Here is a 26320-nt window from a genome sequence, read left to right on the forward strand (position 1 = left end):
CTTGCCCGGCAAGAGCAACCAAAGAGAAGCAGGAATGCGGACCGGTAGTTCAGTTGGTTAGAATGCCGGCCTGTCACGCCGGAGGTCGCGGGTTCGAGTCCCGTCCGGTCCGCCATATACAAAAAAGCCCTGCTCGCAAGAGCGGGGCTTTTTTGTTTGTGCCTCACATCTTTTCATTTTTCTCACATTTTATTTTCAGTTGCTTGCGCTGGAAATTTGAAAGAGCCACAAAAAAATAACCAAATCTCAGCGTAAAAAAAATAGTGCGAGCGCAGTGCCGACAATATTTTTCTGCAACAATTTTCTCCAGCCTGATTCTTTATTTTCTGAATTTCTACGCAGCTGATTTTGATCGATAAAAACAGCTTAAAAAATCCTCAAAAAATCCTCTAATTAATTAATTTTTAAACAATTTTTGGATGTTTTTTATTCTTAAAAAAATTTTTAAAAATCTCCCAACAAAATTATTGACCGCAAAAAAAATATCATTAAGATACGCAGCTCCTGACACGGGGTGGTTAGCTCAGTTGGGAGAGCGACGGCCTTACAAGCCGTAGGTCACAGGTTCGACCCCTGTACCACCCACCACTTCTCTTACTCTTGCCCGGCAAGAGCAACCAAGAGAAGCAGGAATGCGGACCGGTAGTTCAGTTGGTTAGAATGCCGGCCTGTCACGCCGGAGGTCGCGGGTTCGAGTCCCGTCCGGTCCGCCATATACAAAAAAGCCCTGCTCGCAAGAGCGGGGCTTTTTTGTATATGAAAAATTCAAAACCACTTTTCAATACACAACCACCTCCCCACTCCCCACCACAAACTGTGCAGACCGACTAACAAAATTAATAGAAAACCGGGGCAATGAAAGTAGCACCCTGTTTTATTACCAAATATTGCCAATACACGAGCAGCAATTTCTTCAAATACACACCCGCTTCTCACACTTAAAGCCAGACGCAAACTTTTTTAGAAAAACTTCCCTAAGTTGTTGACCTAAGTAAAAAAATCATTATGATACGCAGCTCCTGACACGGGGTGGTTAGCTCAGTTGGGAGAGCGACGGCCTTACAAGCCGTAGGTCACAGGTTCGACCCCTGTACCACCCACCACTTCTCTTACTCTTGCCCGGCAAGAGCAACCAAGAGAAGCAGGAATGCGGACCGGTAGTTCAGTTGGTTAGAATGCCGGCCTGTCACGCCGGAGGTCGCGGGTTCGAGTCCCGTCCGGTCCGCCATATACAAAAAAGCCCTGCTCGCAAGAGTGGGGCTTTTTTGTATGCGCTAATTAGAAAAGAGTTTGGTTTTTTAAACTTCAGCTGAAGCCGCCTGGCTCTCCTCCCATTCCCCATCCACTGCTTCTTCGCCGCCATGCAATAGATGCATCAATCGCTCCAGCTCCGGCATTTCGTTAAAGCACTCCGCTTCACCAGAAATTTCATCCCAGGATGCTTTGGATTCAGTGCAAAGATGGGCCACGACTTTCCCATCGATATCCCCCTCCAGCAGTCCAGCAGGCACCCAGAAGTGCGTTGTGTTACTCATTAAGTGCGGAACTGTACTTCCGCATCCACTGCAAAAGTCAGATCGATAGCCCGTAGGAGTCCGGAATGAAGAGATTCTGTCTAAGCCCCGCACCCAGCGAAACTGATCCCGGCTAATAAACATGGCCGTATCCGAGGCGGAACCACTCAATTTGCGGCAGAGCGAGCAATGGCATTGGTAAAGGTTTGGAATTGGCTCTTCCAGCTGGAACTCAACCCCACCGCATAGGCACTTCCCATTCATCCCTTTCTCCTTCCGCAAAACTGTTATTCGAAGTCGTCCATGAAATCGCAATAGGTTAGCAACAATATCTCAGTCCTACCCAAGACTCCTATAGACACACAGTGAAGTAAATGCCATTTGGCGTCTCATTCAACGAACATCATTAAATATCCAAGGATCTGGGGTTTAGCTTCGCCGTGAGGATATGATCCTCCCAACATCCATTGATCTTCAGGTATTTTGCCGCCCTACCCTCGACAACGAAGCCCAACGCCTCCAGCAGAGCTGCCGACCTATCGTTACCAGGCATATAGTTAGCCATCACCCTATTCAAATTTAAGGTGTCAAAAGCATAATCAACGACATGACGACACAAGCTCCTCATTAAGCCCCGCCCCTCGTGGGACTGGTCAACTGCATATCCCATATTACAGGCCTGAAATGGGCCTCGGATGATATTCGTCAAGGAGCAAACGCCCAGTAACTGATCACACCCGGACTCTAATGCAGCAAACTTTAAAATTCCTCCAGAGCTTATGCGTCGAATCCAGGACCCGGAACTGTGAAAACCGGGCTCGCGGATGGGCTCCCAGCGCTTCAGGTGCTCTTCATTAGATAAATAAAAAGCTGATATGGCGGGCGCATCTGTCACTCCGAGCAAACGTATTTCCACCAGTCGACTACCTCACCATTCACATTCTGATTAAGCTCAATCAACCCCTTTATACTGGCGCTACTATTCAATTGACGGCAAAGAGTCCCGCTGACCGGGAAGCTCACGAAGAAATTCCCAACCCCGGGCCCTGCCGCTCTCATAACCTTCCTCGAGCAACTCTGCTTCTTGAGTAAAGCGCTTAACCGGGAAATTGTCTGGAGGCGCAATAACCGAAACCTGGCACCCCTCTGGAGGCACCTCGATAAACTCCAGAGCCCGATTATATTTCTCCCCCCTCTCCAGCACGGCCTCAAATAGCCGGGCATGATCACGGAAAAACTGTTTGATAAACTTTGGAGCAGGCCCCTTAATTTTCCGATACCCCAGAGGGCGCGAAAGAATAACGGTTATATTTCTGGCCCCCTGCTGATAGGCCTGAATAATCGGTATCGAATCAGCCAGGCCACCATCGGTCATAGGCTCCCCATCCACTTCAGGAAACCCCCGGTAAGCAACCGGAATGGCACAAGAAGCCGGGAAAACCTGGTGCATGTTTTCCGGAGTTACTTTCAGGTATCTAGCCTCCCCCGTGTTGATACTGGTAGTCACGGCATAAAGCGGTATTCCATTCTCAACATAACTATCAACACTGAGCGGAATATCCTGATATGACGCATGCCACAACCAGCCAATATCACAAAAATGACCGCCTCGGAGATAGCGGCGCCAGTCGATGAAGTCTGCCCGCCGGGCATGGTCCATTAGTATTTGCCGACTTCGCCCATGATTTCCCGCCAGATAACCAATCAAGTTGGTGGAGCCTGCGGATACACCGATCGCAAAATCAAATGGCCGATAGCCCGCCTCCAAAAATGCATCCAATACGCCTGCAGCGAAAATCCCCCGCATAGCACCCCCTTCGACCACAAGGGCTGACTGGGAATTCTCGTTAATCAAAATACAGTCTTCCATAGCGAGCAACCGTTAAAACCAAACCATCTCTACCTTTGCCAAGCAGATTCCAATAGCACTATGATTGAGGCATTCAGGTAATCCGTTGAGTTAAACCAAGTATGCCAACAATCGCGTTTAAAGCGCCGTGGAGCCGCCAGCTCCAAATTATCAGTGCCATATGCACATTACTCCTACTGGGACTGCCGCTCTTTCTGGCATCGAGAGCACCAGCTGCTCCATCTACCCTCTATAGCATTGCCATAGCACTTCCGCCTGCAATACTGGCTCTCAGCGCTTTCTTTGCCATCCGTGGTTACGCCATCAAAAATGGCAACCTCTTGATATTGCGCCCGGGCTGGAAAACCACCATCTCCTTGGAGGGGCTATCTGAAGCATTCCCCGACTCAACCGCCATGCAAGGATCAGTCCGCATCTTTGGCAACTCCGGCTTATTTGGCTATATAGGCCTGTTTCAAAACCAAAAATTGGGGCGCTATCGTGCATTTGCTACCGATCAGCAAAAATCTGTCGTACTGCGTCTGGCTACACAAACTATCGTGATCACCCCCGATAAACCGGAGCGGGCAGCGGACATTCTCCGCCAACACTGCCAACTTCAACCCAATCCAAATTAATTGCTCCGACAACAACGCCACACGAATAGGCACAAGAAGTCGACAGGAAGTTCAAGCCGATGAAAAAATTCGCTTTTATAATTGCCGCCGCATTTACGCTGCTATCAGCAAGTGCTCACTCCGCTTGTGTGATTTTATTGCATGGACTAGCCAAATCAGATAGCTCAATGGAGAAACTGGCAAAGGCCATAGATGCCGAAGATTTCCAAACGGTCAATATTGATTACCCTTCGACCAAGCACTCCATTGAAACCTTGGCCAGCATGGCCATAGCGCCTGCTGTCGAGGAGTGCGGTAACGCGCAAGAGATCAATTTTGTCACTCACTCCATGGGCGGCATTCTGGTAAGGCAATATCTACATTCAGCTGAAATCAAAAACCTGAATCGCGTTGTCATGTTGGGCCCACCCAATAAAGGCAGCGAAGTAGTTGATAAACTGGGAACATTCCCCGGCTTCAAATTTATGTTTGGCGATGCTGGGCTACAGCTGGGTACTGGTGAGATGAGCGTCCCCAACAAGCTCGGTAGTGCAGATTTTGATGTAGGTATTATTGCCGGTACTCGCAGCATCAACCTGATTCTATCCCGCCTTATCCCAGAAGCCGATGATGGTAAAGTCTCCGTATCCAGCACAAAACTGGATGGCATGAATGATCATCTGCAAATGCCAGTGACCCATGTGTTTATGATGAAAGATAAAAAAGTTATCTCTCAAGTTATCCATTATCTCAAGCATGGATTCTTTCATAGAGCCGGCAATCAGGCATCCAATTAAAATTAATCGATCTTATAAATAATCTATACCTTTTAACTCCAATCACATTACAAAATTAGTGACAATAATTTGGAATTTACCTTTATGCAGTGGCAATGGTGCAGCTTTAAAGAGCTTACGCTCAGTCAACTTTACGAAGTTTTGCGAGTAAGGCAGGAAGTTTTTACGGTAGAACAAGATTGCCCCTATCAGGATGCCGATGGCAAAGACCAACACTCCTGGCACCTGATCTGCTGGGAGGGAGACGAAAATAACCCGCAGGTTATGGCCTACCTGAGAGTTGTTTTCCCAGGCCTTAAATACCGGGAACCCTCGATAGGAAGAGTGTTAACCGCAGAAGCCAGTCGCGGAACAGGCCTGGGCAAGGAGCTGATTCGCCGAGCCGTAATGCACACATGCGAAGAATACCCCAACACTGGTATTCGCATTTCAGCTCAACAACATTTGGATAGATTTTACGGGGAGTTTGGTTTTGAGCAGGTGTCTGAGCCGTACCAGGAAGACGGCATCCCGCATATCGAGATGTTACGCCCTGCCAAGTAATTGAAAGGGATCTTATAGGTCCGATGGAAGTTTTGGGGCCCTGCAGAGGCACTGCGAGCCCCCCCAAAAAAATCTAGTTGCTACCCAGTGGATTGGCACCGGCAGATACAGTCTCACTATCCGACTGACGCGCCCTGCTATATAGGCAAGAGGCCGCGATTCCAGCAGCAATTAGCAACCACACAACATTAACGACCAGTGATGCTCTCACAAAGGAATCCTCACCAAACTGAGCAACGTGCACTACAACTGCCCCGACGCAGGCGATAATTGTGGCAATACGCAGAGACATAGACCACTTGGCCACTGTCCCCATGAAGGCAGCCGCAACGCTTAACGCCAAGGTCACCAGCCAGAACACCTGCGCAGCATTTAGCTTAAACGCCAGATAAGTCACCGCACTCAGAGCAATCGCAAATGGTACACCCCATACCTGAGCCATCCAGACTCGCTCCAAACGTACGGCGGGATTGCCGCGCTGACGCTTGCGAACAAACCAGATATTGATGCCGGATACCACCAGCAAACACATCCCCACCCCCAGCAGGAAGTAAGCAATTTTCACTGGGAAACCGGAAAAGTGGCCAAAGTGTAAACGGTACGTAGAAAGGTAAACCTGCTTAGCCGCATCTCCCTCAGACCAACCTTCTTTTTCAATCAGGCTGCCATCGGGATTAAAGTGGTAACGCTCACCCCAGACCAACCGCTCTGGAACTCGGGTCCACACCTCAACAACCTGGCCTTCACGTCCAGGAAATGCCACTTCTAAACGAGTGCGCTCTTCTTCCGGTGCAATACGATCCATTGTTGCCAGAATTGCAGCATAATCCGGATAATCAACTTCAGGGGCGTTTTCCTCCATCACCGGATGATCCGCGTAAAGCATGTGCTCTACCTTTTCCGTATCACCCTCAAAGAATACGCCGGCAATTGCAAAAGCGGCTACCTGGGACAATCCGATAAAAGCCCCAGTAATGGCTATGGCAAGATGAAAGGGAGAGGCCCAAACCCCCAGGCGATTGTGCAAATCCACTTGTTGAAGACGCTTAGAGCCAGAAAGACGGAAAGAGAAAGCGTCTTTAATAATTTTGGGGTGGGCCAGCAAACCGGAGACGATCAGAGCGGACATCACCATCCCGATCAAACCAACCAGGATGACCCCATAACCAACGGGAAGGTTGAGCGCGTAGTGCAAGTAAGCCAGGAAGTGGGTCCACTCATGCTCCACCTTGCCCAACAGGGAACCATCTTCAGCGACATATCGCTCCATATCGCCAACTTCAACCATCAATCTGGGCTTATCCTGATTGGGTATGGTGAAGGTAATTGAATCGAGATCCTCTTTTTCCTGCTTAGCTAACGCAATAGCATTTTCGGTAGCAGTCCGATACACAGAGGCTTCAACATTGAGGTTCTCCAACTCGGAGGCCTGCTCCCAGCGTTCGAACTCATTGTAAAAAACCGCCAGTGTTCCGCTGACGCAAACAATATATAAAAGAGTGGATACCGCCAGGCCGAGAACTGAGTGTCCATCGGTCATATCACGGACAAAGCCAGGGGTCGGTTTAAAGGAAAATTTCACGTTAAATTCCTACTCAAGTCCGTTGATCTATGCTGCCGAAGCGGGAAGCGCAAAGGTCAGTAACAAGCCGCTGACCACCGAGAAAGCCAACATGGCAGCCGAAGGGCGCAGAAGCTTTTTATCGGCACAGCACCAAACCATCGCCAGGGTCCAGATTATCACCGACAGGAAGGCTCCGCCGACCAAGCGGACAGTTTCAGAAAACCCGGTAAAACCAAAGAAAAGCAAACCGGCGATCAAACCGCTGGCCGCGGGCAAAAGAAAGGCAGCCATAAAACGCAAGAAGCCCCGCAACCACAATGGAAGCAGGGCTTGCGTTTCGGGTGTTCCCGAGCGCTGTTTTTCAACGGGCCTAGGGCCACTGGGCCAGTCACCCTTAAGAGCCAATAAAGCAAAGACTCCGAGCATCACAATTAAAGTGGCAATACTGATTCCATATTCCACCCCAACAATTGAACTCCACCCAAAAGCCGACAACACCATGGCTCCCCAACCACCCCAACGGCGCACGGGCTCTGCCCCTCTGCGGGACCAGGCGGAATAAAGGAGCAGAATCCCGGCCAGAGCAAAGGCACTGGAGATTCCTGCAATCATATAAAAAGACATTGGCATAACCATAACAGCGAGAGACTCGCCTCTCGTCTGGTTGCTTAAACGTAAAAAAGGGAGCCCGCCCACAGACTCCCCCTGCGGACAGGCTCCCAGTCTACACTAACTTAAAAAATGTAGCGTGCTTCTGCAGTGACGTAACGACGCTCACCGTAGAAACAGTCACCGCGACTCAGGCATGAGGTCGTGTGCACTTCATCAGTCAAGTTCTTCACATTGACCTGAAACTTCCAGCTATCCAGCGTGTAGCCAATAGTCGCATCATACAGAGTATATGAAGGATTATCGGTCGGGAACTCTGCCAGCAGCGCATCATAGTACGCGTAGTAAGCGGGAACACCAGTGAACTGTGATAACACGATCTCCCGTGTTTTATCCATTCCCGCATAACTCTCCCCAACATATCGTGCACCCAAACCAACACTCAAGCCGGGAACCCAATCACCAAAGTCATAGTTCCCCCAGAAAGAAAACTGCTCTTCTGGCACAGCCTCAAGTTCAGTACCAACCTCATAGTAAGCTGTACTTTCTGTTATTTCAGAGTTCGTAGTACTGTAGTTTGCAATCAGGGTTAAGTTACCCCACTTTCCACTAGCTTCAAGCTCTAATCCATCAATTTCAACTCCACCGAGCTGAGTGGCTTCACCTGAGCCAGCAGAGCTCAGGTCATAAGTTAGGAAATTTTTCTGCTTAATTTCATATGCGGAAGCCGTAACTAGCAAGTTAGTTCCTTCGGGCTGAAATTTAATCCCAGCTTCAATCTGCTCGCCTTCAACTGGGCGGAATGCACGACCTGACGAATCCGTACCAGCCACAGGTTCAAAGGACTCCGAATAGCTAACATAAGGAGAAATGCCACTATCAAAGGCGTACATCACACCGAGCCTCATGGTAGTAGCGTCTTCACTATCTGCATTTTCTCCTTCTGTCCGAGACTTGGTAATGTCCTTACGAAGGCCAGCATTGACAATGAAGTTACCCAGGGAAACTTGATCCTGAATATAGAACCCTAGCTGCTCAGTGCTAGTTTTTGGATAATCGTAAGGCTCAATCCCTTCCGGAACGTAACCGTATACGGGGTCGAAGATATTGATGCTCCCACCAGCGCCAACTGCATAAATTTTATCCTCATTGATCTCCGCATCTTGGCTATCTAAGCCAAACGAGAGATTGTGCTCGAGTAAACCAGTAGAAACCTCTCCAGAAACTCGCAAATCAAAAATTAGCAAGTCACTAGTTGCATCCTTCATATAAGCAGTACGAGAAATATCACTTATATCTTTATTTAAGCGTTGTGTAAGATCGAAATCCGCATACATTGAATTGTAATCAACTTCGCCCTCAGAATAGCGAAGACCAGCATTAATACCCCAGCTCTCGTCAAACCGGTGATCGACCCAAATGCTATAAGCTGTTTGCTCAGTATCATACTTATCCCAACCTGGCTCACTCAGGAAGGTATCAGTAGGTATATCACCATTTACGTTATCAATACGCGTACCGCCCCAGGGCAAGAATGCAGCTGTAGTGCCGGTTTCATCTTTTTGATAACTTGCCAAAAAGGTAACTTCTGTGTCGGCACTTGGACGCCAAGAAACTGAAGGCATAAATAGGGTGCTATTATCCTCCACATGATCCACTTGCGCGTCGGCATCACGCGCATAGCCAACTACGCGATACAGCCATTCTCCATCAGCATCGAAAGCACCAGTAACGTCCCCCGCAATTACTTTCCGATTATAGTCACCACCCTGGACCATCAATTCGCCACCAAATTCACTCTTGGGACGCTTTGAAACCAAGTTAACGATGCCACCCGTAGAGCCCTGACCGTAAAGAACTGAAGACGGACCTTTAAGGATTTCTACCCTTTCATATGCATAGAGATTAGCCCGGGAGCTGGTGTAACTACCAAAGATAGATTGCAAGCCGTCAACAAACATAACCGGCTCAACTGCACGAATGGTTGACCAATCCCCACGGGAGTCAACTCCGTAAGTACCGCCATTTACACCTGCGGTGTACTGGAGAGTATCTTGAATCGACTTAGAGCCAGTTGTGTCGAAGAATTCTTTATCACGTAAGGAGATAGAAAAGGGGGTCTCATCGACCGGAATATCCAGTTTACCAATGGAGGTCTGACGATCCAGGTTCAGATCTCCGATAACACTAACCTCTTCAATTCCTTCATTTTTATCTTCTGCAGCAAACGCCACAGAAGAACCGCCCGCAGCAATAGCCAACGCCAATACAGAGCGACTGATTCCAGAAATTACAGGAGAAGCTTTTTGCATACTTTTTGTTCGAGCGGTACTCATGAAGGTCCCTCAATGCCAACTGAATTTATGTGAATCACACTTAGACTGTGATACAAGTAACTGGTCGCGAATCCTAATAGGAATCGTTATCATCTACAACATTATTGGAACATTTTTTTATTAAAAATGTCCTAGCGGCAGTTAATGACAAAAAAACAGCATGAAAAGGCGGTTTAGCCACGCCAAAAGCGTACGGTCGTACCAAGTTATTTAAGCTATCGGGAAGGACTGAAAGGCTTGGGCAGAGAGGGGGTTGGGTGGCAGCTCGCAAGCCACCACCCATCCATTTAGGGTGTCATTCGATCAATTGACCTTAAAGCACCTTGCACCCTTAGGGGTAGGTATAACTAGCCTGCACTCCCAAAGGCATTCCCAGTGTCCAGTAAGCCACCAGGAACAGTGACCAGCAAATCAGGAACACAATGGAATACGGCAACATAATAGATACAAGTGTCCCAATACCCGTTCCCTTCACGTAGCGCTGGCAGTACACAACCACCAAGGGGAAGTAAGGCATCAGCGGGGTAATAATATTGGTGGAGGAATCACCTACCCGGTAAGCCGCCTGGGTGAGATCAGGGGAGAATCCGATCTGCATCAACATAGGCACAAAGATCGGGGACAGCAACGCCCACTTGGCAGAGGCAGATCCCACAAATAAGTTGATAAAGGCTACCAGTACAATAATGCCCATCAGGGTAATCGGGCCCGGCAGCTCCATCGCTGCGAGCAAGCTCCCACCCTCTACCGAAAGCAGCGTGCCCAAACCGGAGCGGGCAAACTCAGAGATAAACAACGCACAGAAAAAAGCCATCACGATGTAATAAGCCATGGAGCCCATGGTTTTGGACATCGCATCAATAACATCCTTACTCTGGCGGAAGGTCCCGGCCGCATAGCCAAATACCACACCGGGAATCACAAACAGCAGGAAGATCAGCGGTACAATCGACTTCATAATTGGCGCGGTGAAGGAGGCTAATTCCCCTTCTGCATCGCGCAAGGCTGAGGTCTCTGGCAGCATCCAGGCCACAAGCCCGACGATACCCGCCACCATCACAGTTACCGCCAGGTACATGGCTTTTTTCTCGCGGGCGCCCAGTTCCTGCATTACTGGCATATCCGCGTCATCGCCATCCACCTCTACATTCTTGAGGCGGGGCTCGATGACCTTATCCGTCAACCACCACCCCAACAGGGTCACCAGCAGGCAAGATGCCGAAGTGAAGAACCAGTTATTAAGGGGGTTCACCTGCATTTCCGGGTTGGCGATTTGTGCCGCTGTCTGGGTAAAGCCTTGCAGTAAGGGATCAATCGCTGAAGGAACAAAGTTGGCAGAGAAGCCGCCTGAAACTCCGGCAAATGCCGCAGCGATACCCGCTAAAGGGTGGCGCCCTGCCGCATAGAAGATCACCCCTCCAAGAGGAATTACCAATACATAACCTGCATCTACGGCTGTATGGCTGACGATGGCCACCAAAATCAACATAGGTGTCAGCAGCATCTGCGGCGTTACCGCCAGCAGCTTTTTCAATACCGCATTGATAAAGCCACTCTGCTCAGCCACACCGACCCCCAGCATGGCTACCAACACCACCCCCAGGGGCGCAAAACTGGTAAAGGTAGTTACCATACCAGATAGGAAGCGGGCCATTTCACTACTGGAAAGCAGGTTGGTTACCTGTATCGCCTCGCCGGTAGCGGGGTGTAAGGCTTCGAAGTTAACACCGGAGAGAAGCCAGGAGAGTACCCAGATTCCCACCATCAAGATCAAAAACAGAACAGCGGGATCGGGTAATTTATTACCGACAACCTCAATAAAATTGAGCGCTCGATTAATCCAGCCATTTTTATTATCGGCACTATTGCCGGCATCAGGATTTGCCTGAACGTTTTCCATGTTTGCACCCTGTACATTTATTATTTTTTATTAAAAAGGAGGCCGATACTCCATGGCCTCCTGCTTTTTCAGGAAAAGCTCTAACCTATCTTGCGAATACCAACCGCGTGACGCAACTTCTCGATAAAGGGCGCAGAGTAAGCGCGAGCCTTAATAGCCCCCTTTTCCAGCTCCGTTTCAATTTGTTCCGGGTTGGCCAGCAGCTCATTGTAGCGCTCGCGAGCTTCACCAATCTGGCCGTTCACAAGCTCAAACAACTGCTTCTTGGCCTCACCCCAGGCGATGCCCTCTTCAAAAGCTTTGCGCATTTCTGCTGCCTGTTCTTCGCTGGCAAATGCCTGCCAAACCTGGAACACAGTGGAAGTATCCGGGTCTTTTGGCTCACCCGGCTCCAGCAGGTTAGTTTTGATCTTATTAATGTGCTTTTTCAGCTTCTTCTCAGGAAGGAACAGCGGAATAGTATTGCCGTAACTCTTACTCATTTTGCGGCCATCTAGGCCCTGCAATACAGCTACGTGGTCATCAACTACCGCTTCTGGTAAAGCGAAGTGCTCACCGTAGTGGTGGTTGAAGCGCTGGGCAATATCCCGCGCCATTTCAATATGCTGTACCTGGTCTTTACCCACCGGCACCTTATTGGCGTTGAACATCAGGATGTCCGCGGCCATCAGGATCGGGTAGCTATACAGCCCCATGGTGACGCCAAAATCGGAATCTTCGCCATCGGCGCGGTTGGCATCTACCGCTGCTTTATAAGCGTGGGCACGGTTCATCAGGCCCTTGCCTGTCATGCAGGTGAGCAGCCAGGTTAGTTCAGGAATCTCATGGACGTCGGACTGACGGTAGAACACCACATTGTCGGTATTCAGGCCCAAGGCCAGCCAGGTTGCAGCAATCTCCAGGGTGGACTGATGGACCTGTGCCGGGTCCTGGCACTTAATCAGTGCGTGGTAATCGGCCAGAAAGTAGAACGATTGGTTGTTTTCATCCTGACTCGCGGCAATCGCCGGGCGGATTGCACCCACATAGTTCCCCAGGTGTGGAGTACCGGTTGTTGTAATACCGGTTAATACGCGCTGTTTCGTCATAATTCCTTCGTAGTCTGTACTGTCATCAGGCAATAGAGACCGAATCATACCCCTTTAGTGCCCAGGGGTGTATCAACCAAAGGTACCGACTCCCCATAGCTGTACCAACACGCGGCCAACGTTAAGCCTCAATCGCCACTTTGGCGGAACCCTGGAATTGGCGCTGATATTCACTGGGCGAAATCCCAAACGCCCGACGGAAATGGTGACGCAAGGTCGCGCTACTCTCAAAGCCAGCCAGTTGGGCTGCTCTGTCTACAGACTCCTTACCGGACTCCAGCGCCTTCTGCGCCGCCCGCAAGCGCTGCTGGATCAGCCACTCCTTGGGAGCAATTCCCATCGACTGGCGAAACTTTCGGTCAAAGCTACGGCGGGATAAATGGGCGCGCTGCGCCAAATCATCAATTTTAATTGCGCCATCCAAGTTGCCTATCGCCCAATCCAGCGCGGCGGAGAAGTGATCCGGCCGTTTGGCAACGGGCATCTCCACATATTGAGCCTGACCACCCTGCCTATGGGGTGCCATCACCAACCGCCGAGCCACCGAATTGGCCAATTCATAACCGTGGTTGCGCCGCAAAAACTCAATGCCCAGATCGATGGCCGCACTACTACCCGCAGCGCAAGCCAGCGCGTCCTCCCACACGTAGAGAACATCTCCCACATACTCCACCGCAGGAAAGCGCTCACGAAAACGATCCGCAAACAACCAGTGGGTAGTTGCCTGCCGACCATCAAACAGCCCCAATTCCGCAGGCAGAAAAGCACCGGAGCAAAAAGTAAGAATCTGGCGGCCGGCAGCGGCAAACTCAGCCACTGCCCTATGTACCCGCTCCAAGTAAGCATCTTGTGATTGTGCATTGGTCGACCAACAGGGAATCACCAGCAAATCATAATCCATCAAACTCTCTACCCGCCGACAAGCCAGAGCCAGACCGCCGGTCGCAAGAGGGTTTTCCTCAGCGAAAGTCACAATTTCACCGGTGTAGAGCTCGCTAAGTTCAGGTCGGGGTAAGCAAAAGAGTTCGGTAGCGCAACCGAGTTCGAAGAGTGAGACCTGCCGGTGGGCGAGAACAGCCACTTTCTGGCTCTTATTAGGCTTTTGTGCCAACGTCGACATAGGTACCCCTAACCCTCAGCAGTTAATTAAATTAGGTTAACGAATAAATCCAACCCAGCATACCCAGTTGAGCAGTTATTGAAAGCAATGCTGGGAATAAAACCCTCAACCTTTGAAGCATAATTTAATCGGTAAATCACCATCATCCTCAAATAAGTAAAGCCGCACCCCACTAGCCAAAACCGACCCACAAGTTTGCACGCAGAATTGGCGCAAAATTAATGCTATCTGGCTCAGAGGTAGATCGCCCGGGAGCAACCAAAAAGGGACACTATCACCACTTGAAAACCTGACGAACCACCGAAAAATCACCGGGAGTAATTTATGAGTTCAGCCGTAAGTAGAGTACCCGCTGCCAACAGTCAAGATGCGCTAAACCACTTCCAAAACCTCCTATCTTTTGAAACAGACTGCTGGGATGTACACCACGCAGTCAGCCAAAATCGCAAGGATTTCGTACTTCTAGATGTGCGAGGTGAAGAGGCTTATAAAAATGGACATATACAAACAGCCGAATCCCTACCATACAGCCGTATCAATAAAGACAGGCTGAGCGAATACCCTTCAGATACTTTATTTGTCGTCTATTGTGCAGGCCCACACTGTAATGCGACAGAAAAAGCAGCTATCAGGCTGGCCACACTTAACAGGCCGGTCAAGAAAATGATCGGCGGCATCACCGGATGGCTAGATGAAGGATTTACCCTCACCCAAGAAACAACAAAATCGATTTAATTCCTATTGTTAGCCTCTTACAGGATGACATAGCTTGGCATAAGGATGTGCCAAGCTATCAAACGCCGATTCAAAGAAACACTGATTAAATGGTACTGACATGTTTGTTCGCCACGCCCATCCCACCGACTGTTTTTATCTCTACAATATGATGCGCTGCTTAGCCAGGCATAATAATTCAACTGACTCTTTCCATATTACCCAACTTGAATTGCAAAATAGGTTGTTTCAGAGGAAAGAGCATCAAGTGCTGGTTGTGGAACAAGACCACAACCTTGAGGGGTATATCAGCTTTAATATTATTCCAGAAAATGAAAGCTCAGCAGCCTGGGCTATTATCAGTGAGCTATATATCGGGGATTGTGATACAAACCGAAAAGAAGAGATTACCCAAGCCCTATTGAGTGCAATTTCGAAAGAAGCTCGGAAATATCACTGTACGGATATAAGATGGAAGGTATCTTCAAAGGGGCATAAATAAAAACTGGCTTTTTAGCAAGGATTGCAAGTTCAACTTGTAATATAAAACAGATGGAGAATTCTAAAACTCACCAGGCAAAAAACAATTAGCCCTTCCGCCACCTAACTAGCTTTGATATTCAAAAGAGCCCTTTGGCAGCAAAGAGGAGTGCGTATATCGCCTGCAAGCCAAAGGCTAAAACTATATGCTTGGAGTCTAGCTTCTTAATCGCCTGCCCCCCCAGAATTGTCCCCCTTACGACATATTCAAGCCTCCAATTTCTGCTTCTTTTTGATCCTCACATAGACTTCTTCACGAAGGATAGGCAGTGACCTTGGTGCGCTTATGCCTATCTTAACTTGATTACCTTTTACCTCCAGCACTGTGACTGAGACATTTGCTCCAATTCTTAGATATTCACCTGTCCGTCGCTTTAAAATCAACATACTCATTTCCTTCAATAATCAAAATTTGGGCACTTCCGGGATGGGGAACTTGTGATTCAACGTTTGGAGGAAATATGGGGTGGTGCGCGAGGACAGTAGACACAGAAGAGGAAAAGGCGGGCGCTAGACTTCCAGAGCTTGGGAATTGGTCCCAAACTGCTGAATGTACTCCACTTTATTGAATACGAGCGGGTTTCTAGCGTATTATCCATATAGCCATTTTGATAGTCAGATTATCAACTTGGTTAGCTGACCCCAGGTGTTGGTAGCACCTTGGGTTAGCGCCTTTTACTTACTCTTATGTCACGCTACCGTTCTCCTATAAGGGAATGGGTCTTTTAGAAAGTTCTCGATTCTCTCTGGGCTTTCAAGCCTGTAAAGCCTCTTTAACCGGCTCACTCAATTACGATCAAAACACTAAAAATATCTACCGATTCTACGCAGCTTTGACATTAAAACAAACTTAATAAATTCCAATAAGATCATTTTTGTGCCTATATTTCTAGACTGGAAAACCTCAGATTACAATCAGCAGCTGCTATTTAGACTGGGATCCTCCCTCTGACTTTTTAAAAGCTTGAAGAAATAAGCTCTCATTACCGTAGCAGGGAAGAGTTTTCTGAATTGAGTTCAAATTCCCATTAAACCAGCTTCACAAACAGCACATAGTGTGTTTTGGGCTAGTGATCGTGCAGGCACTCTAATTTATAACCGTGTGAGCGATAATGATTGGATATGCTCGCAATCAATTGGGGGTAGCTAAAATCATCTATTTCAAATTCACCCTAGTTTAATAATACTTGAAATCAAGATACCCAACACCAAAACGAAAAACCCTAACCTTGGACAACCAAGAAAGAAGTTAATCATTAACTAGCAAAAAGAAAATCCAATCACCTACCATTGCTTGCTAGATATGCAAAGTAAATAGAATATTCAAAGTATAGGGCTAAAAAAATTTAGCCCTAATCTCTCGATCGTACCAACAGTAAAATTCAGAGAGAGAAATAAAGGAAAGAAATTGAGGTCTCACCTTACAGAAGACAGGTTGGTAAAGCATGGTTGGACCCACGAATATGGGTCCAACTGATATAGAAATATTCCTAGAGATTGAGAAAGATATCGTCTAACTAGTAGATATAAATAGCTCCCGCAGCATCCGCATCATTTAAATCTGGATCAGCCATAATCCCAGTACCCGAGCCCTGCTCTTCTGGAGCGCCCACTACCAGGGTATCACCATCGCCACTTAACGCGATTGAAGTTCCAAAGTAGTCACGCTCATCGGTGTTATTAGCTTTCAGGTAAGTGCTCTCAATCCACTGCCCATCAACCATCGAATACATATAGGCCGCACCCGCCCTAGATGCCGAGTTGTCATTGCTATCAGCATAGAAACCTATACCAGCACTACTCTCCTGAGCACCTACCGCAAGTAGTGAGCCATCATTGTTCAGGCTAATAGACGTACCAAAAGCATCATCTTCATCGGTGTTACTCGCTTTAAGGTAGGCACTTTGGTACCAAGAATCTTTTTCGTATGAAAATAGATAGACAGCGCCATTATTGAAGCCATCGCGATCATCAGGGTCCTCTGAAGCACCTGCTTGAAGTGGGGCGCCCACAGCGAGCAGGTTGCCGTCGCTACTAAAACTAACATCCCAACCAAAACGATCGCCCACTCTTGCGCTATCTGCAGTAAGTAGCTGTTGCTGAGCCCAGCCTCCATTATTGGAGAAGATATAAGTTGCTCCCCTGCCACCATGTCCACCAATAGCACCAACCGCCAGAATGGAACCATCATCACTCAAGCTAAGGGATGAACCGAAGTCCAGATTTGAATTACTATCACTTGCCTTCAAGTAAGCTTCTTGCCCCCACTCAACCCCAGAGTACTGGAAGATATAAACTGCACCAGAATCCAGAGCTTCGTCATTATCTGGGCCACTATTGATACCGGTAGCATTACTATCTTCAGATGGGGCTGCTACTGCCAAGGTTGCTCCATTACCACTTAGACTCAACGCCCGCCCAAAAAAATCATAGTGGCCATGATTATCTGCTCTTAGTTTAGCGCTGTGAGTCCACTCTAAATCCTCACGGGTGAATATATGAACTGCGCCAGCCGAAAAGTTATCATCCTCACCATTTTCTTTATAGGCACCAACAGCCAAAGTATTCCCATCGCCACTAAGGCTCACTGCAGATCCAAATGCAGCTCCACTTTCAACTTCTAAGGCTTTTAAAACGGCTCGGTAAACCCAACCATCTTCACCATAATCAAAAATATATACAGCCCCTGACCCGCTAGCTGCATTATTAAATTCATTTAACTCATTACTATCTTCGCCAGTCGCACCAACAGCTATGGTAGAGCCGTCATCACTTATCGCAACGGACCAACCAAACTGGTCACCGGCTTCGGCATTACCAGCCTTGAAATAACCAATACTATCGACAACTTCCTCATCAATCGATATTTCATTTGAATCCAGGCAAGTTGTATCATCACAGCTTTGCAGTATATAGCGAGCGTTTAATCGCTCGAATAGAGGCACCTTAATTTCTACGACTTCAGAACCTGCAGAAATTTTATCACTAACCACTTCATAGCCAGATTGCCCATCTTTGTTCTCAAGAAGTTGATAATAGGTGGCCCCTTCAACATCCGACCATTCAAAAGTGAACACTTTTGCTGAATTGAAATATAGATAGGGATTCGCCGCTTCTGAGATCAAGGAACCTCCGCCACTACCCCCACCAGATGAGCCGCCCCCACAAGCGCTCAAGATCACACCACATGCAACGACTACTGAACTGCTTTTAAATTTCACAACATCCTTCCCCAAAGAGTATGACTTGAATCGTGCGCAACTCTACCAAGCTTAAGGGAAAAGAAAAACCAGAAACAGGATAAAGTGAGGGTCGAAGGGGATTAAAAAAACAAGGCAATGGTTGCAGACATTAATACCGCACCAACTTTAAAGCACTATTTTTTACGCAAAATACACCTCTGAATTCTACATCATCATAACATTAAATTAAGGCAAAAATGCAGCAAAAAAAGACACATCAAAAAAGTAAGTAAACAACCAAAGAAAATTAAATAGAGACTTAAAAGTAAGCCCACCTTTCTACCCACAACAGATACTTTAATGTACACACAAAAAGCGATTGAGGGGGTGATTTTTTGTGTACTACCCCTCTTATCAACGCAAATCAAAATTTGCAGGAGAGAAAAAGGCAAATTTAGCCTCCTAAAGTTGCCCCACCATCAACAACAATATCTTGCATGGTGATATGCGCAGCCATATCCGAGGCCAAAAACATGACAGTATTTGCTATATCAGAAGTGCTCGCGATTTTTTTTAAGGGGATACCCAGCTTATACCCTTCTGGATTACCGGCAACAATAGCAGCTTCATTGCCTTCACTTCCCCACAGTTCACGCAACATCTCAGTATCTGTAGATCCTGGTGAAACTAAATTACAACGGACGCCATATTCTGCTAGCTCAAGAGCTACGCAATGGCTCAGCCCAACCAGGGCGGATTTTGATGCGCAGTATGCCGTCATCCCCAGTCTTGGAACATGGGCTGCATTAGAGGCTACATTTACAATAGCCCCTTTACCCTGATTTTTGAAATGGAGCGCCAGCTCTCTTATCAAACTAAAGGGGCCTGTCACATTTACTGATAAGCAATCACGCCAATCGGAAAGTGTCAGTTCGGATATACCTCCAATCCGTAGGATACCCGCTGCATTAACTAGAATATCCGGGCCCAGGTTGTCAGTAAGTAACCCCTTACAAACCTGAGCAATCTGATCCGAATTTGAAAGATCCAAAGGGACAGTCTCATATCCATACTCAGCCTCTGGAAATCTAATATCGAAACCAAATACAGCAGCACCATGTTCACAAAACAAATCCGCTATGGTTGCCCCAATTCCTCGTCCGGCACCAGTAACCCAAACCCTTTTCCCTGAAAAATTCATATGCCCACTACTTTTTTAATTCAGGATATTTACCCTGTATCAGCTTCCACCACCCATTGAGTGAGGGGGCAACAGCCAGCTCTTCGAAGGTCATTTGCACTCCGAGCTTTTGCCAATCAGTAATCAAGCCCATTAACTGGGCCGAGTCCAGCCCATAATCAATAAGATTTTCATCTGCATCAAATTGGTCAGGCTCTTCATCAATTAGCTCCAGCAATTGCTCCTTCAGAAAAGACCAGGTTAACTTATCCTTTGATGAAACCCCGAGAGATACGACATCATCTGTTGCAATAACACTTCCGCAACGATTAGCTACATATTTAAGTGCCATAAGATGCTCTTCTTCAGAGAAATCACCAACAGCATCAGCCACCATGAATGGCTGAACATCTCGCATAAAAGCATCCAATGCTGTGGTTAAACAGCCGATATGCGCATATATACCGCATATCAGGAGTTGATCCCTTCCTTTCTCCGCAAGAATTTCCTGAAGCTCAGCTCGGTAAAAAGCACTATATCGCCACTTAACCAATACAATATCATCTTCATCTGGCGCCAAAACAGGCACTACTTTTTGTAAGCTGGGGTCAGCTTTGGTAAGTCCTGGCCCCCACATATCGTTTAGCAATGCGCGATCTTTATCGCTTTGCTCAGTGGGTTGAGCCGTATAAATTACCGGTACCTGATGCTTTTTAGCCCAAACCCGCAACGCAACAATATTGTTTTCTATATTGCGGACCAACTCGCTTCCTTCACCAAAAAAGCGGACGAAATACTCCTGCATATCATGAATAAGCAAAGCACTTCTGGAGGGGGCAATCTTCCAGCCCACCTTATTTTGGGGGAGAGAATCAATCGTGGGTAGACTATAGTTATCCAGTGATGGAATTGACATAAATATTAAGACCTTAAATCTTTGGAGCGGCTATACTTTCAAGCAGTTCTTTGCGCAAAATTTTCTTGTCTATTTTTCCTACCGGAGTAAGCGGCAAAGTCTGCACAAATTTAAATTTATCTGGCAGCTTGAATTGAGCTACCCCGAGCTCTCGCAAGTACTTTCTCAGAGTTACAGGGCCCAAGCTATCATCACTTGACACTAAAAAAGCACAACTTTTCTCACCCAGTAAATCATCCGGCATTGCTACCAAGGCCGCCTGAGCAATGGATGCGTGACGTAACAAAAGACTTTCTATCTCTTCAGCCGCTATCTTTTCTCCACCGCGATTGATTTGATCCTTTTGCCGACCCACTACTTTTAAATATCCACAGTCATCGCGCTGCACCAAATCCCCGGTACGATAAAAACCCTCACTATCGAAAGTATTTTTGTTATGCTCCGGGCTGTTGTAGTAACCGCGTATTGTGTAAGGACCTCGAGTAACCAGCATACCGGTCTCTCCGGCAGGCACCGCATCTCCGTTCTCGTCAATGACCCGGACTTCATCATCAGGACACATGGGGCATCCCTGGGTGCAAAAAGCCAAAGCATCATCATCATCCAAGCGGGTATAGTTAACCAAACCCTCAGCCATACCAAATACTTGTTGCAGTTGGCATCCTAGCTCTTCCGGCACTCTGCGAGCGACACTTTCAGCAAAATTTGCTCCACCCACCTGTATTAAAGAAAGCGTGGTCAACTTTTCACTGTGCTGCGGGGCAGCTTTAAGCCAAAGTGAAACCGCCGGAGGTACCAGTGCCACCATATTAACTCCGTGCTTTGCTATCAGGGCAAAACAATTTAGTGGCTCTGGATCAGAAGTTGTTATTACGGTGCCGCCGCTATCAAATACCCCAAGAGCACCTGGTGAGCTTAATGAAAAGTTATGTCCAGCGGGAAGTGCGCATAAAAACCGGGTCTGAGGGCTCAGATCGCATATCTCTGCACTTCTACGCACGCTGTATAAATAGTCATTATGGGTGCGGGGAATAAGCTTCGGTGTACCGGTACTGCCGCCCGAAAGCTGAAAAAAAGCAACTTCTCCAGGAGGAGTTGGCTCTAATTCCCCATTAGGTTCCGTTGTATTTATACTGGCATCAAGTGAATCGGCAGAGCTATCCTTTCCCCACAACAATATATGATTTACGGAGGGAGTTTGCTGCTTTAGCTCATCTATAAAAGCAACATCAGAAAATAACGCATGAGAAGCCGAGGCGATAATAAGAGAAGGGTGAAGCTGATCAGCATAAGCCAACAGTTCCAAGCGCTGATGACTGTACAGCGCATTGACCGGAACGACACCTGCTTTTAACAGCCCAAAGAATACAATATAAAATTCAGCAATATTCGGTAGCTGGACCAAGGCAGTATCGTAAGGTTTAACCCCTTTTGATTTCAGGGAGTGGGCCAGGTTATTGGAAAGCTGATCTAATTGGGCATATGAGAAATGTCGACCACCACAAATAATTGCTGTGGCTTTAGCATCCCTTTCACAAGACACTCTTAAGATATCCGTTAGCGGCTTGTCCTCCCAATATCCAAGATCCCGATAACGGCGGGCCTCCGATTCTGGCCAGGGCGTAAATTCAATACTCATTAAAGCGCTTCCTGCTGTTTAATTCCCAGAGCATTGAGCATTGTGCCCAACTTCGCGCCGGTTTCCTGCCATTCCGATTCAGGACAAGAGTCCTCCACAATGCCGGCCCCAGCAAATAATTGAATATGATTGCCATTAACCGTGCCGCAACGAATAGTAACTACCCACTCACCATTACCTTCAGCGTCACACCACCCCACCATTCCAGTGAAGACGCCCCTTTCGAAAGACTCCACCAAGCGGATTAAATTACGGGCATCTTTTGTTGGGAAGCCACATACGGCAGGTGTTGGATGCAGCTGACAAGCAAGCTCCAAAGCAGAAATTTCAGGTTTTTTTAGCTGGCCATGGATGAGGGTCGACAAATGCCACATAGCTGGGGTGCTGATAAGTGCAGGGGCAGCCGGGATATCCAGTGAGCTACAAAACGGTGTGAGCACTTGACGAATTTCATCAATGACCAATTTATGTTCGTAGCTGTCCTTTGATGAAGTAAGTAACGATTCACTTACGGCTTTATCTTTCTCCAGATCGTTTTGTCGCTTAGCTGAACCGGCCAAGGGGTTTGAAATCAGTTCGCTTCTTACTTTTCGTACTAACAACTCAGGACTTGAACCGATCAACTCCTGATCTCCCTCAATGGGGATACGGAAATGATAACCGGAAGGGTTCTGTACAATTAACCTAGATAGAATTTCGTCAACGGAGATTTTCTCGGATAACTCTACGTTTAGCACTCTGGACAAAACCGCTTTACGTAAATCACTATGCTGAAAATTAGCAATCGCCTGCTCTACCGACTGCTTAAAGCGCCATTCACCGGGAATACTTTGGATCTTTTCTACTCGGGGAACAGATGCGCTCCTTCCTTTAAGGGTCGTAATCATTTCACTGCGATCAAAAAATTCGCATTTGGCAGGAACAAACAAGCGGGACTGCTGACTGAGATCAAAAGGAACTGCACCAACTATAACAGGGTTGCGGATTCCGGCCCCTTTCGCTTTGACAAAAGCCTCCTGCACTGACTCATAGAACAGCTGACTGCCTCCACTGGGCTCCGGTATCACCGGCTGGTTGATCTCCGTAAAAACCCCCTTGCCACGCAAGCTTCTATAAGAGGAAGTGAACAAAAAATCAGCGGAATCGGGAATGGGCAATCGTCCAGATTCCATGTCCTGAGTCGGGAAGAGCATAAACGGGCACTCCATTGAATATGCAAATGAGAATGACTATCATTATAATTCACATCTAAAAGCATTTGTCAATTGGTGTACTCAATATTTGAGAAGTATTTGCGCGAAAAGCAGCGAGGGAGGCGTCATACAAACTAATAAGTGACTATGGTTGTTCGTCAAGTTATTAAGCCATACTTTCATCCCAGTAGGTGTTATTTTTCACCATCGTATTCAGTATCGTAATCTGCTTTCTCATGCAGGCAATCAGAGCGACCTTTTTAGGTTTGCCAGCGTCGACTAATCGCTTGTACATCGGTTTTAGTTTGGGATGATGCTGTATGGCCGACATGATGGAAACAAACAAAACTGTTCGTACACGATGCCTTCCACCCCGAATATATCTCTTTCCCTGGAAGCTGCCGCTATCACGGTTCATCGGGGCGATACCGACAAGTGCAGCGATTTCTTTACGGTTCAATTTTCCTAGCTCGGGAAGTTCACTTATCAACGTATAAGCCAATACATTTCCGACCCCTTTAGCACTCAACAATAAGTCGCGCCTTTGCCGCCACTCAGACACACTGTTAACCAGTTTATCTAGTTGCTTGTCGATACCTTGTAGCTCTTTCTTGATGGTGTTTAGAATGGTCCGTATGGGTTTGTGTACTGATTTCGGCATTCTCTGAAGCCGATTCTTTTGCATTGTACTCATCTCTAAACACTGACTTCTTACCGCCAGTAAGTCACTGATCTCTCTAAGCTTTTCTGGCTTTAGCACCGACAGCCTTGGCTTCATGGCCTCACCAAAATGTGCAATATCTATTGCATCTAGCTTGTCAGTTTTGGCGAGGCGCCCTGTGGATTTAGCGAAGCTTCTTATCTGTGAAGGATTGCAAACAACAACAGGTAATCCTGCTTTATCAGCGGCGCAAACAAACTCTAATTCAAGTCTTCCTGTAGACTCTATTAATACTCTTTGAGGTTTAAGAGGTTGTAATTGTTTAATGGCATCCTTAATGCCATTTTTATCATTGGCAACACTAAAGAATTGGCCAGTAGGTCTCACATAAATATCGAGTTGTTTACTGCTGGTATCGATACCGACATTGATCTCTTGAGGTTCCATAAGATAAGCTATCTCCGCCTTGCTATTCGGGCTCGAGGCCCACATGACTATCCGAGTTATGCCTAGTGAGTGCTTATCGCGTTCATACTTGTTATCGGTCTTTTACGAACCGGCCAGGCAGCGAACTGTGATAAACAAGGCCTTCGGTGGCCGCCGAAGGTGGGTCTCAATTTACCCGTTAGCGAAAAGGATTTTCAACATCAGAATTGATCAAGAACAACCATACAAGCTAGGTAAACGTTTAAATATGCGAGACAAAACAACAAGAGCGACCTAAAAAATATATTTTTATTTATTTCAGTCGCAACCTCCCAGGCAGATTTTCTCTGTTTTTCAGTAACCACTTGCAATTGCCGTCACGTTTAATTGCCGTCAAACCATGCAACTAAATAAAATTTTCCTTGCTGAGTTTTTGAATTGTCCCACATAAGCGCGAATGATAATAATTTCTATTTACACCAACTATCCTCTTGCGGTAGCCTGTTGGCAAGTTATTACTACTTCTTGAAAAGAAGAATTAAGCACATGGCTCTTTATAAAATTCATGGAAAGTCCAACCATTAAACACGGGAATGCCATGACCGCTGTCATGCACTCAAATTTGTTGCGTATTACTCAATCCAGTGTCTCTGAGATTGGCAGCGCGCTTTGGTGGTCGGAGATGGAAAGGCAGGGACTACCGCTTGTTAATGAAAACCCCTCGAATAAAGAGAGTTTAATTCTGACATTTTTGTGGAGAGACCCAGATGGTAGCGAATCTCACTCACCGATCAAACAAGTTTATATCGATATAAATTGTGTAACGAACCACCATACATTTTCACCGCCCTCCCTAGTACGGCTGCCAAAAACAGATGTGTGGTATTGGCAATTAGAGATCGAAAAATCCTGGAGAGGTAGCTATCGCTTAATTCCAGCTACAGAAAAATGGATTGGTTCCAACTGGGAAAAAGCACTTCACTCCAACGATGATGCTCGGAAAATGCAAAGACATTGGTGGCGCAACCTGATTAAAGACGCTATACCAGACCCGCTGAATCGACAAGCACCGAGTGCCGGTTCGTGGAGCAAAAAGTTTTCTGCAATTCATTTGCCAGGACTTATGGAACAAAGTCTATGGCAAGAATTCGATCTGAAACCTGAATTTTCAGAGTTGGAAAACAAAAGCTTTTCTGATGTGGGAGAAGTGTACTGGCAAAGTTCCATTCTGGGGATTAGACGCAGAGTCTGGACTTACGCGTGCGGCAAAGCGTCTGATCCTGAACAGCGCCCACTTGTAATTCTGTTGGATGGTGATCGATGGGCAAAAGAAATGCCTGTTTTCTCAGTTTTGAGAGAACAGACACAATCCGGACATTTACCTGCGGCACTCTATTTATTGGTTGATTCAGTCAATGGGAAACAGCGAGAGCAAGATCTGACTTGTAGTGAGGACTTTTGGCTAGCTATTCAGAAAGAACTTATCCCCCAGATTAAAGAAGAGCTACCTCACACTGAAAATCCTGCTCATACGATTGTTGCTGGGCAAAGCTATGGTGGTCTAGCTGCGATGTTTGCTGGATTAAAGTGGCCTGCAAGATTTGGGTGCGTATTGAGCCAATCAGGCTCCTTCTGGTGGCCAAACAATAAACTCATGAGGAAAGGTAACAACAGCGATGACAAGGGCTGGCTCACAGATCAGGTTTTGTCAGAAACTTACCAGCCGGGCAGGCTGAAAATTTTTCAGCAGGTGGGCACTCGGGAATATTCTTTAACCAGGGTAAATGACCAGCTGAATAAAGCCCTTAACAATAAGAGCTTTGACGTTAAGTACCAAAAATTTGTCGGTGGGCACGACACCCTGTGTTGGCGCGAGGGACTAATCACTGGTCTTTCGTATTTATTACAAAATTTCAGTTATCAGGATTAAAG

Annotated in this window: 22 protein-coding genes and 5 tRNA genes; 11 read left to right on the forward strand and 16 right to left on the reverse strand. The window is 47.2% G+C overall.

The genetic code is table 11. The annotated features are described in order from the left end of the window. The first annotated feature begins 38 nt into the window (after positions 1-38). The 5 genes from ACJJIQ_RS12275 (at position 39) to ACJJIQ_RS12295 (ending at position 1228) form a co-directional block, all read left to right on the forward strand. A tRNA-Asp gene (locus ACJJIQ_RS12275) sits at positions 39-115 on the forward strand. A gap of 397 nt (positions 116-512) precedes the next feature. Continuing rightward, positions 513-588 (forward strand) — tRNA-Val (locus ACJJIQ_RS12280). A gap of 48 nt (positions 589-636) precedes the next feature. Then, a tRNA-Asp gene (locus ACJJIQ_RS12285) sits at positions 637-713 on the forward strand. Between the two features lie 314 nt (positions 714-1027). After that, positions 1028-1103, forward strand: a tRNA-Val gene (locus tag ACJJIQ_RS12290). A 48-nt stretch (positions 1104-1151) separates the two neighbouring features. Next, positions 1152-1228: transfer RNA gene (locus tag ACJJIQ_RS12295), tRNA-Asp, on the forward strand. Between the two features lie 70 nt (positions 1229-1298). Here the strand turns inward: ACJJIQ_RS12295 and ACJJIQ_RS12300 are convergent. From ACJJIQ_RS12300 to ACJJIQ_RS12310, 3 genes are all read right to left on the reverse strand, one after another. Then, complete coding sequence (locus ACJJIQ_RS12300; RefSeq protein WP_444896673.1) at positions 1299-1778, reverse strand: GFA family protein; 480 nt, start codon at positions 1776-1778, stop codon at positions 1299-1301. 142 nt (positions 1779-1920) lie between these two features. After that, on the reverse strand, positions 1921-2430 hold the full coding sequence (locus tag ACJJIQ_RS12305) for a GNAT family N-acetyltransferase (RefSeq protein ID WP_445364748.1): 510 nt from the start codon (positions 2428-2430) through the stop codon (positions 1921-1923). Positions 2431-2493: 63 nt separating this feature from the next. Further along, entirely contained in the window at positions 2494-3384 is an 891-nt protein-coding gene (locus ACJJIQ_RS12310) for a patatin-like phospholipase family protein (RefSeq protein ID WP_445364749.1), read from the reverse strand. A gap of 101 nt (positions 3385-3485) precedes the next feature. Between ACJJIQ_RS12310 and ACJJIQ_RS12315 the strand changes: the two genes are divergently transcribed. From ACJJIQ_RS12315 to ACJJIQ_RS12325, 3 genes are all read left to right on the forward strand, one after another. Continuing rightward, the gene (locus ACJJIQ_RS12315; protein WP_282933480.1) at positions 3486-4001 is read left to right on the forward strand and encodes a PH domain-containing protein; all 516 of its coding nucleotides are present in this window, start codon (positions 3486-3488) and stop codon (positions 3999-4001) included. A 59-nt stretch (positions 4002-4060) separates the two neighbouring features. Next, positions 4061-4777 carry an esterase/lipase family protein gene (locus ACJJIQ_RS12320; protein ID WP_282933481.1) on the forward strand — a complete coding sequence of 239 codons (717 nt, stop codon included), beginning with the start codon at positions 4061-4063 and terminating at the stop codon, positions 4775-4777. 84 nt (positions 4778-4861) lie between these two features. Next, positions 4862-5320, forward strand: a complete 459-nt coding sequence (locus ACJJIQ_RS12325) for a GNAT family N-acetyltransferase (RefSeq protein ID WP_413665131.1) — start codon at positions 4862-4864, stop codon at positions 5318-5320. Between the two features lie 73 nt (positions 5321-5393). Here the strand turns inward: ACJJIQ_RS12325 and ACJJIQ_RS12330 are convergent, their stop codons facing one another. The 6 genes from ACJJIQ_RS12330 to ACJJIQ_RS12355 all read right to left on the reverse strand — a co-directional run bounded on the left by ACJJIQ_RS12330 (position 5394) and on the right by ACJJIQ_RS12355 (position 13937). After that, positions 5394-6902 (reverse strand): PepSY-associated TM helix domain-containing protein, encoded by a 1509-nt coding sequence (locus tag ACJJIQ_RS12330; RefSeq protein WP_445364750.1) that lies wholly within the window; start codon positions 6900-6902, stop codon positions 5394-5396. A 27-nt stretch (positions 6903-6929) separates the two neighbouring features. After that, a complete protein-coding gene (locus ACJJIQ_RS12335) occupies positions 6930-7508 on the reverse strand; it encodes a hypothetical protein (RefSeq protein ID WP_445364751.1) in 579 nt (192 codons plus the stop codon). Positions 7509-7618: 110 nt separating this feature from the next. Further along, the gene (locus ACJJIQ_RS12340) at positions 7619-9829 is read right to left on the reverse strand and encodes a TonB-dependent siderophore receptor (protein WP_445364752.1); all 2211 of its coding nucleotides are present in this window, start codon (positions 9827-9829) and stop codon (positions 7619-7621) included. Between the two features lie 331 nt (positions 9830-10160). Beyond that, complete coding sequence (locus ACJJIQ_RS12345) at positions 10161-11729, reverse strand: AbgT family transporter (protein ID WP_445364753.1); 1569 nt, start codon at positions 11727-11729, stop codon at positions 10161-10163. 80 nt (positions 11730-11809) lie between these two features. Then, positions 11810-12817 (reverse strand): tryptophan--tRNA ligase, encoded by a 1008-nt coding sequence (locus ACJJIQ_RS12350; protein WP_445364754.1) that lies wholly within the window; start codon positions 12815-12817, stop codon positions 11810-11812. A 121-nt stretch (positions 12818-12938) separates the two neighbouring features. Further along, the gene (locus tag ACJJIQ_RS12355) at positions 12939-13937 is read right to left on the reverse strand and encodes a helix-turn-helix domain-containing protein (protein WP_445364755.1); all 999 of its coding nucleotides are present in this window, start codon (positions 13935-13937) and stop codon (positions 12939-12941) included. A gap of 324 nt (positions 13938-14261) precedes the next feature. Here ACJJIQ_RS12355 and ACJJIQ_RS12360 point away from each other — a divergent pair, with 324 nt between their 5' ends. Both ACJJIQ_RS12360 and ACJJIQ_RS12365 read left to right on the forward strand, forming a co-directional pair. Beyond that, positions 14262-14672: a rhodanese-like domain-containing protein gene (locus tag ACJJIQ_RS12360; RefSeq protein WP_445364756.1), complete on the forward strand. Its 411-nt coding sequence runs from the start codon at positions 14262-14264 to the stop codon at positions 14670-14672. Positions 14673-14772: 100 nt separating this feature from the next. Beyond that, positions 14773-15153, forward strand: coding sequence for a hypothetical protein (locus ACJJIQ_RS12365; protein WP_445364757.1), 381 nt, complete (start codon positions 14773-14775; stop codon positions 15151-15153). 245 nt (positions 15154-15398) lie between these two features. On the opposite strand, the gene csrA is transcribed toward ACJJIQ_RS12365, so the two are convergent. The 7 genes from csrA to ACJJIQ_RS12400 all read right to left on the reverse strand — a co-directional run bounded on the left by csrA (position 15399) and on the right by ACJJIQ_RS12400 (position 24409). After that, positions 15399-15578, reverse strand: a complete 180-nt coding sequence (csrA, locus tag ACJJIQ_RS12370) for a carbon storage regulator CsrA (protein WP_445364758.1) — start codon at positions 15576-15578, stop codon at positions 15399-15401. A gap of 1130 nt (positions 15579-16708) precedes the next feature. Next, entirely contained in the window at positions 16709-18412 is a 1704-nt protein-coding gene (locus ACJJIQ_RS12375; RefSeq protein WP_445364759.1) for an FG-GAP repeat protein, read from the reverse strand. 415 nt (positions 18413-18827) lie between these two features. After that, positions 18828-19574 (reverse strand): 2,3-dihydro-2,3-dihydroxybenzoate dehydrogenase, encoded by a 747-nt coding sequence (gene dhbA, locus ACJJIQ_RS12380; RefSeq protein ID WP_445364760.1) that lies wholly within the window; start codon positions 19572-19574, stop codon positions 18828-18830. 7 nt (positions 19575-19581) lie between these two features. After that, positions 19582-20469 carry an isochorismatase family protein gene (locus tag ACJJIQ_RS12385; protein WP_445364761.1) on the reverse strand — a complete coding sequence of 296 codons (888 nt, stop codon included), beginning with the start codon at positions 20467-20469 and terminating at the stop codon, positions 19582-19584. Positions 20470-20482: 13 nt separating this feature from the next. Then, positions 20483-22108, reverse strand: coding sequence for a (2,3-dihydroxybenzoyl)adenylate synthase (locus tag ACJJIQ_RS12390; RefSeq protein WP_445364762.1), 1626 nt, complete (start codon positions 22106-22108; stop codon positions 20483-20485). Next, complete coding sequence (locus ACJJIQ_RS12395; RefSeq protein ID WP_445364763.1) at positions 22108-23301, reverse strand: isochorismate synthase; 1194 nt, start codon at positions 23299-23301, stop codon at positions 22108-22110. The genes ACJJIQ_RS12390 and ACJJIQ_RS12395 overlap by 1 nt, the downstream gene beginning before the upstream one ends. 166 nt (positions 23302-23467) lie before the next feature. Next, complete coding sequence (locus ACJJIQ_RS12400) at positions 23468-24409, reverse strand: IS110 family RNA-guided transposase (RefSeq protein WP_445364515.1); 942 nt, start codon at positions 24407-24409, stop codon at positions 23468-23470. 544 nt (positions 24410-24953) lie between these two features. Here ACJJIQ_RS12400 and fes point away from each other — a divergent pair. Next, positions 24954-26318: an enterochelin esterase gene (fes, locus tag ACJJIQ_RS12405; RefSeq protein ID WP_445364764.1), complete on the forward strand. Its 1365-nt coding sequence runs from the start codon at positions 24954-24956 to the stop codon at positions 26316-26318. Positions 26319-26320 lie beyond the last annotated feature (2 nt).

The organism is Microbulbifer maximicatervae (SeqCode), assembly GCF_052468295.1.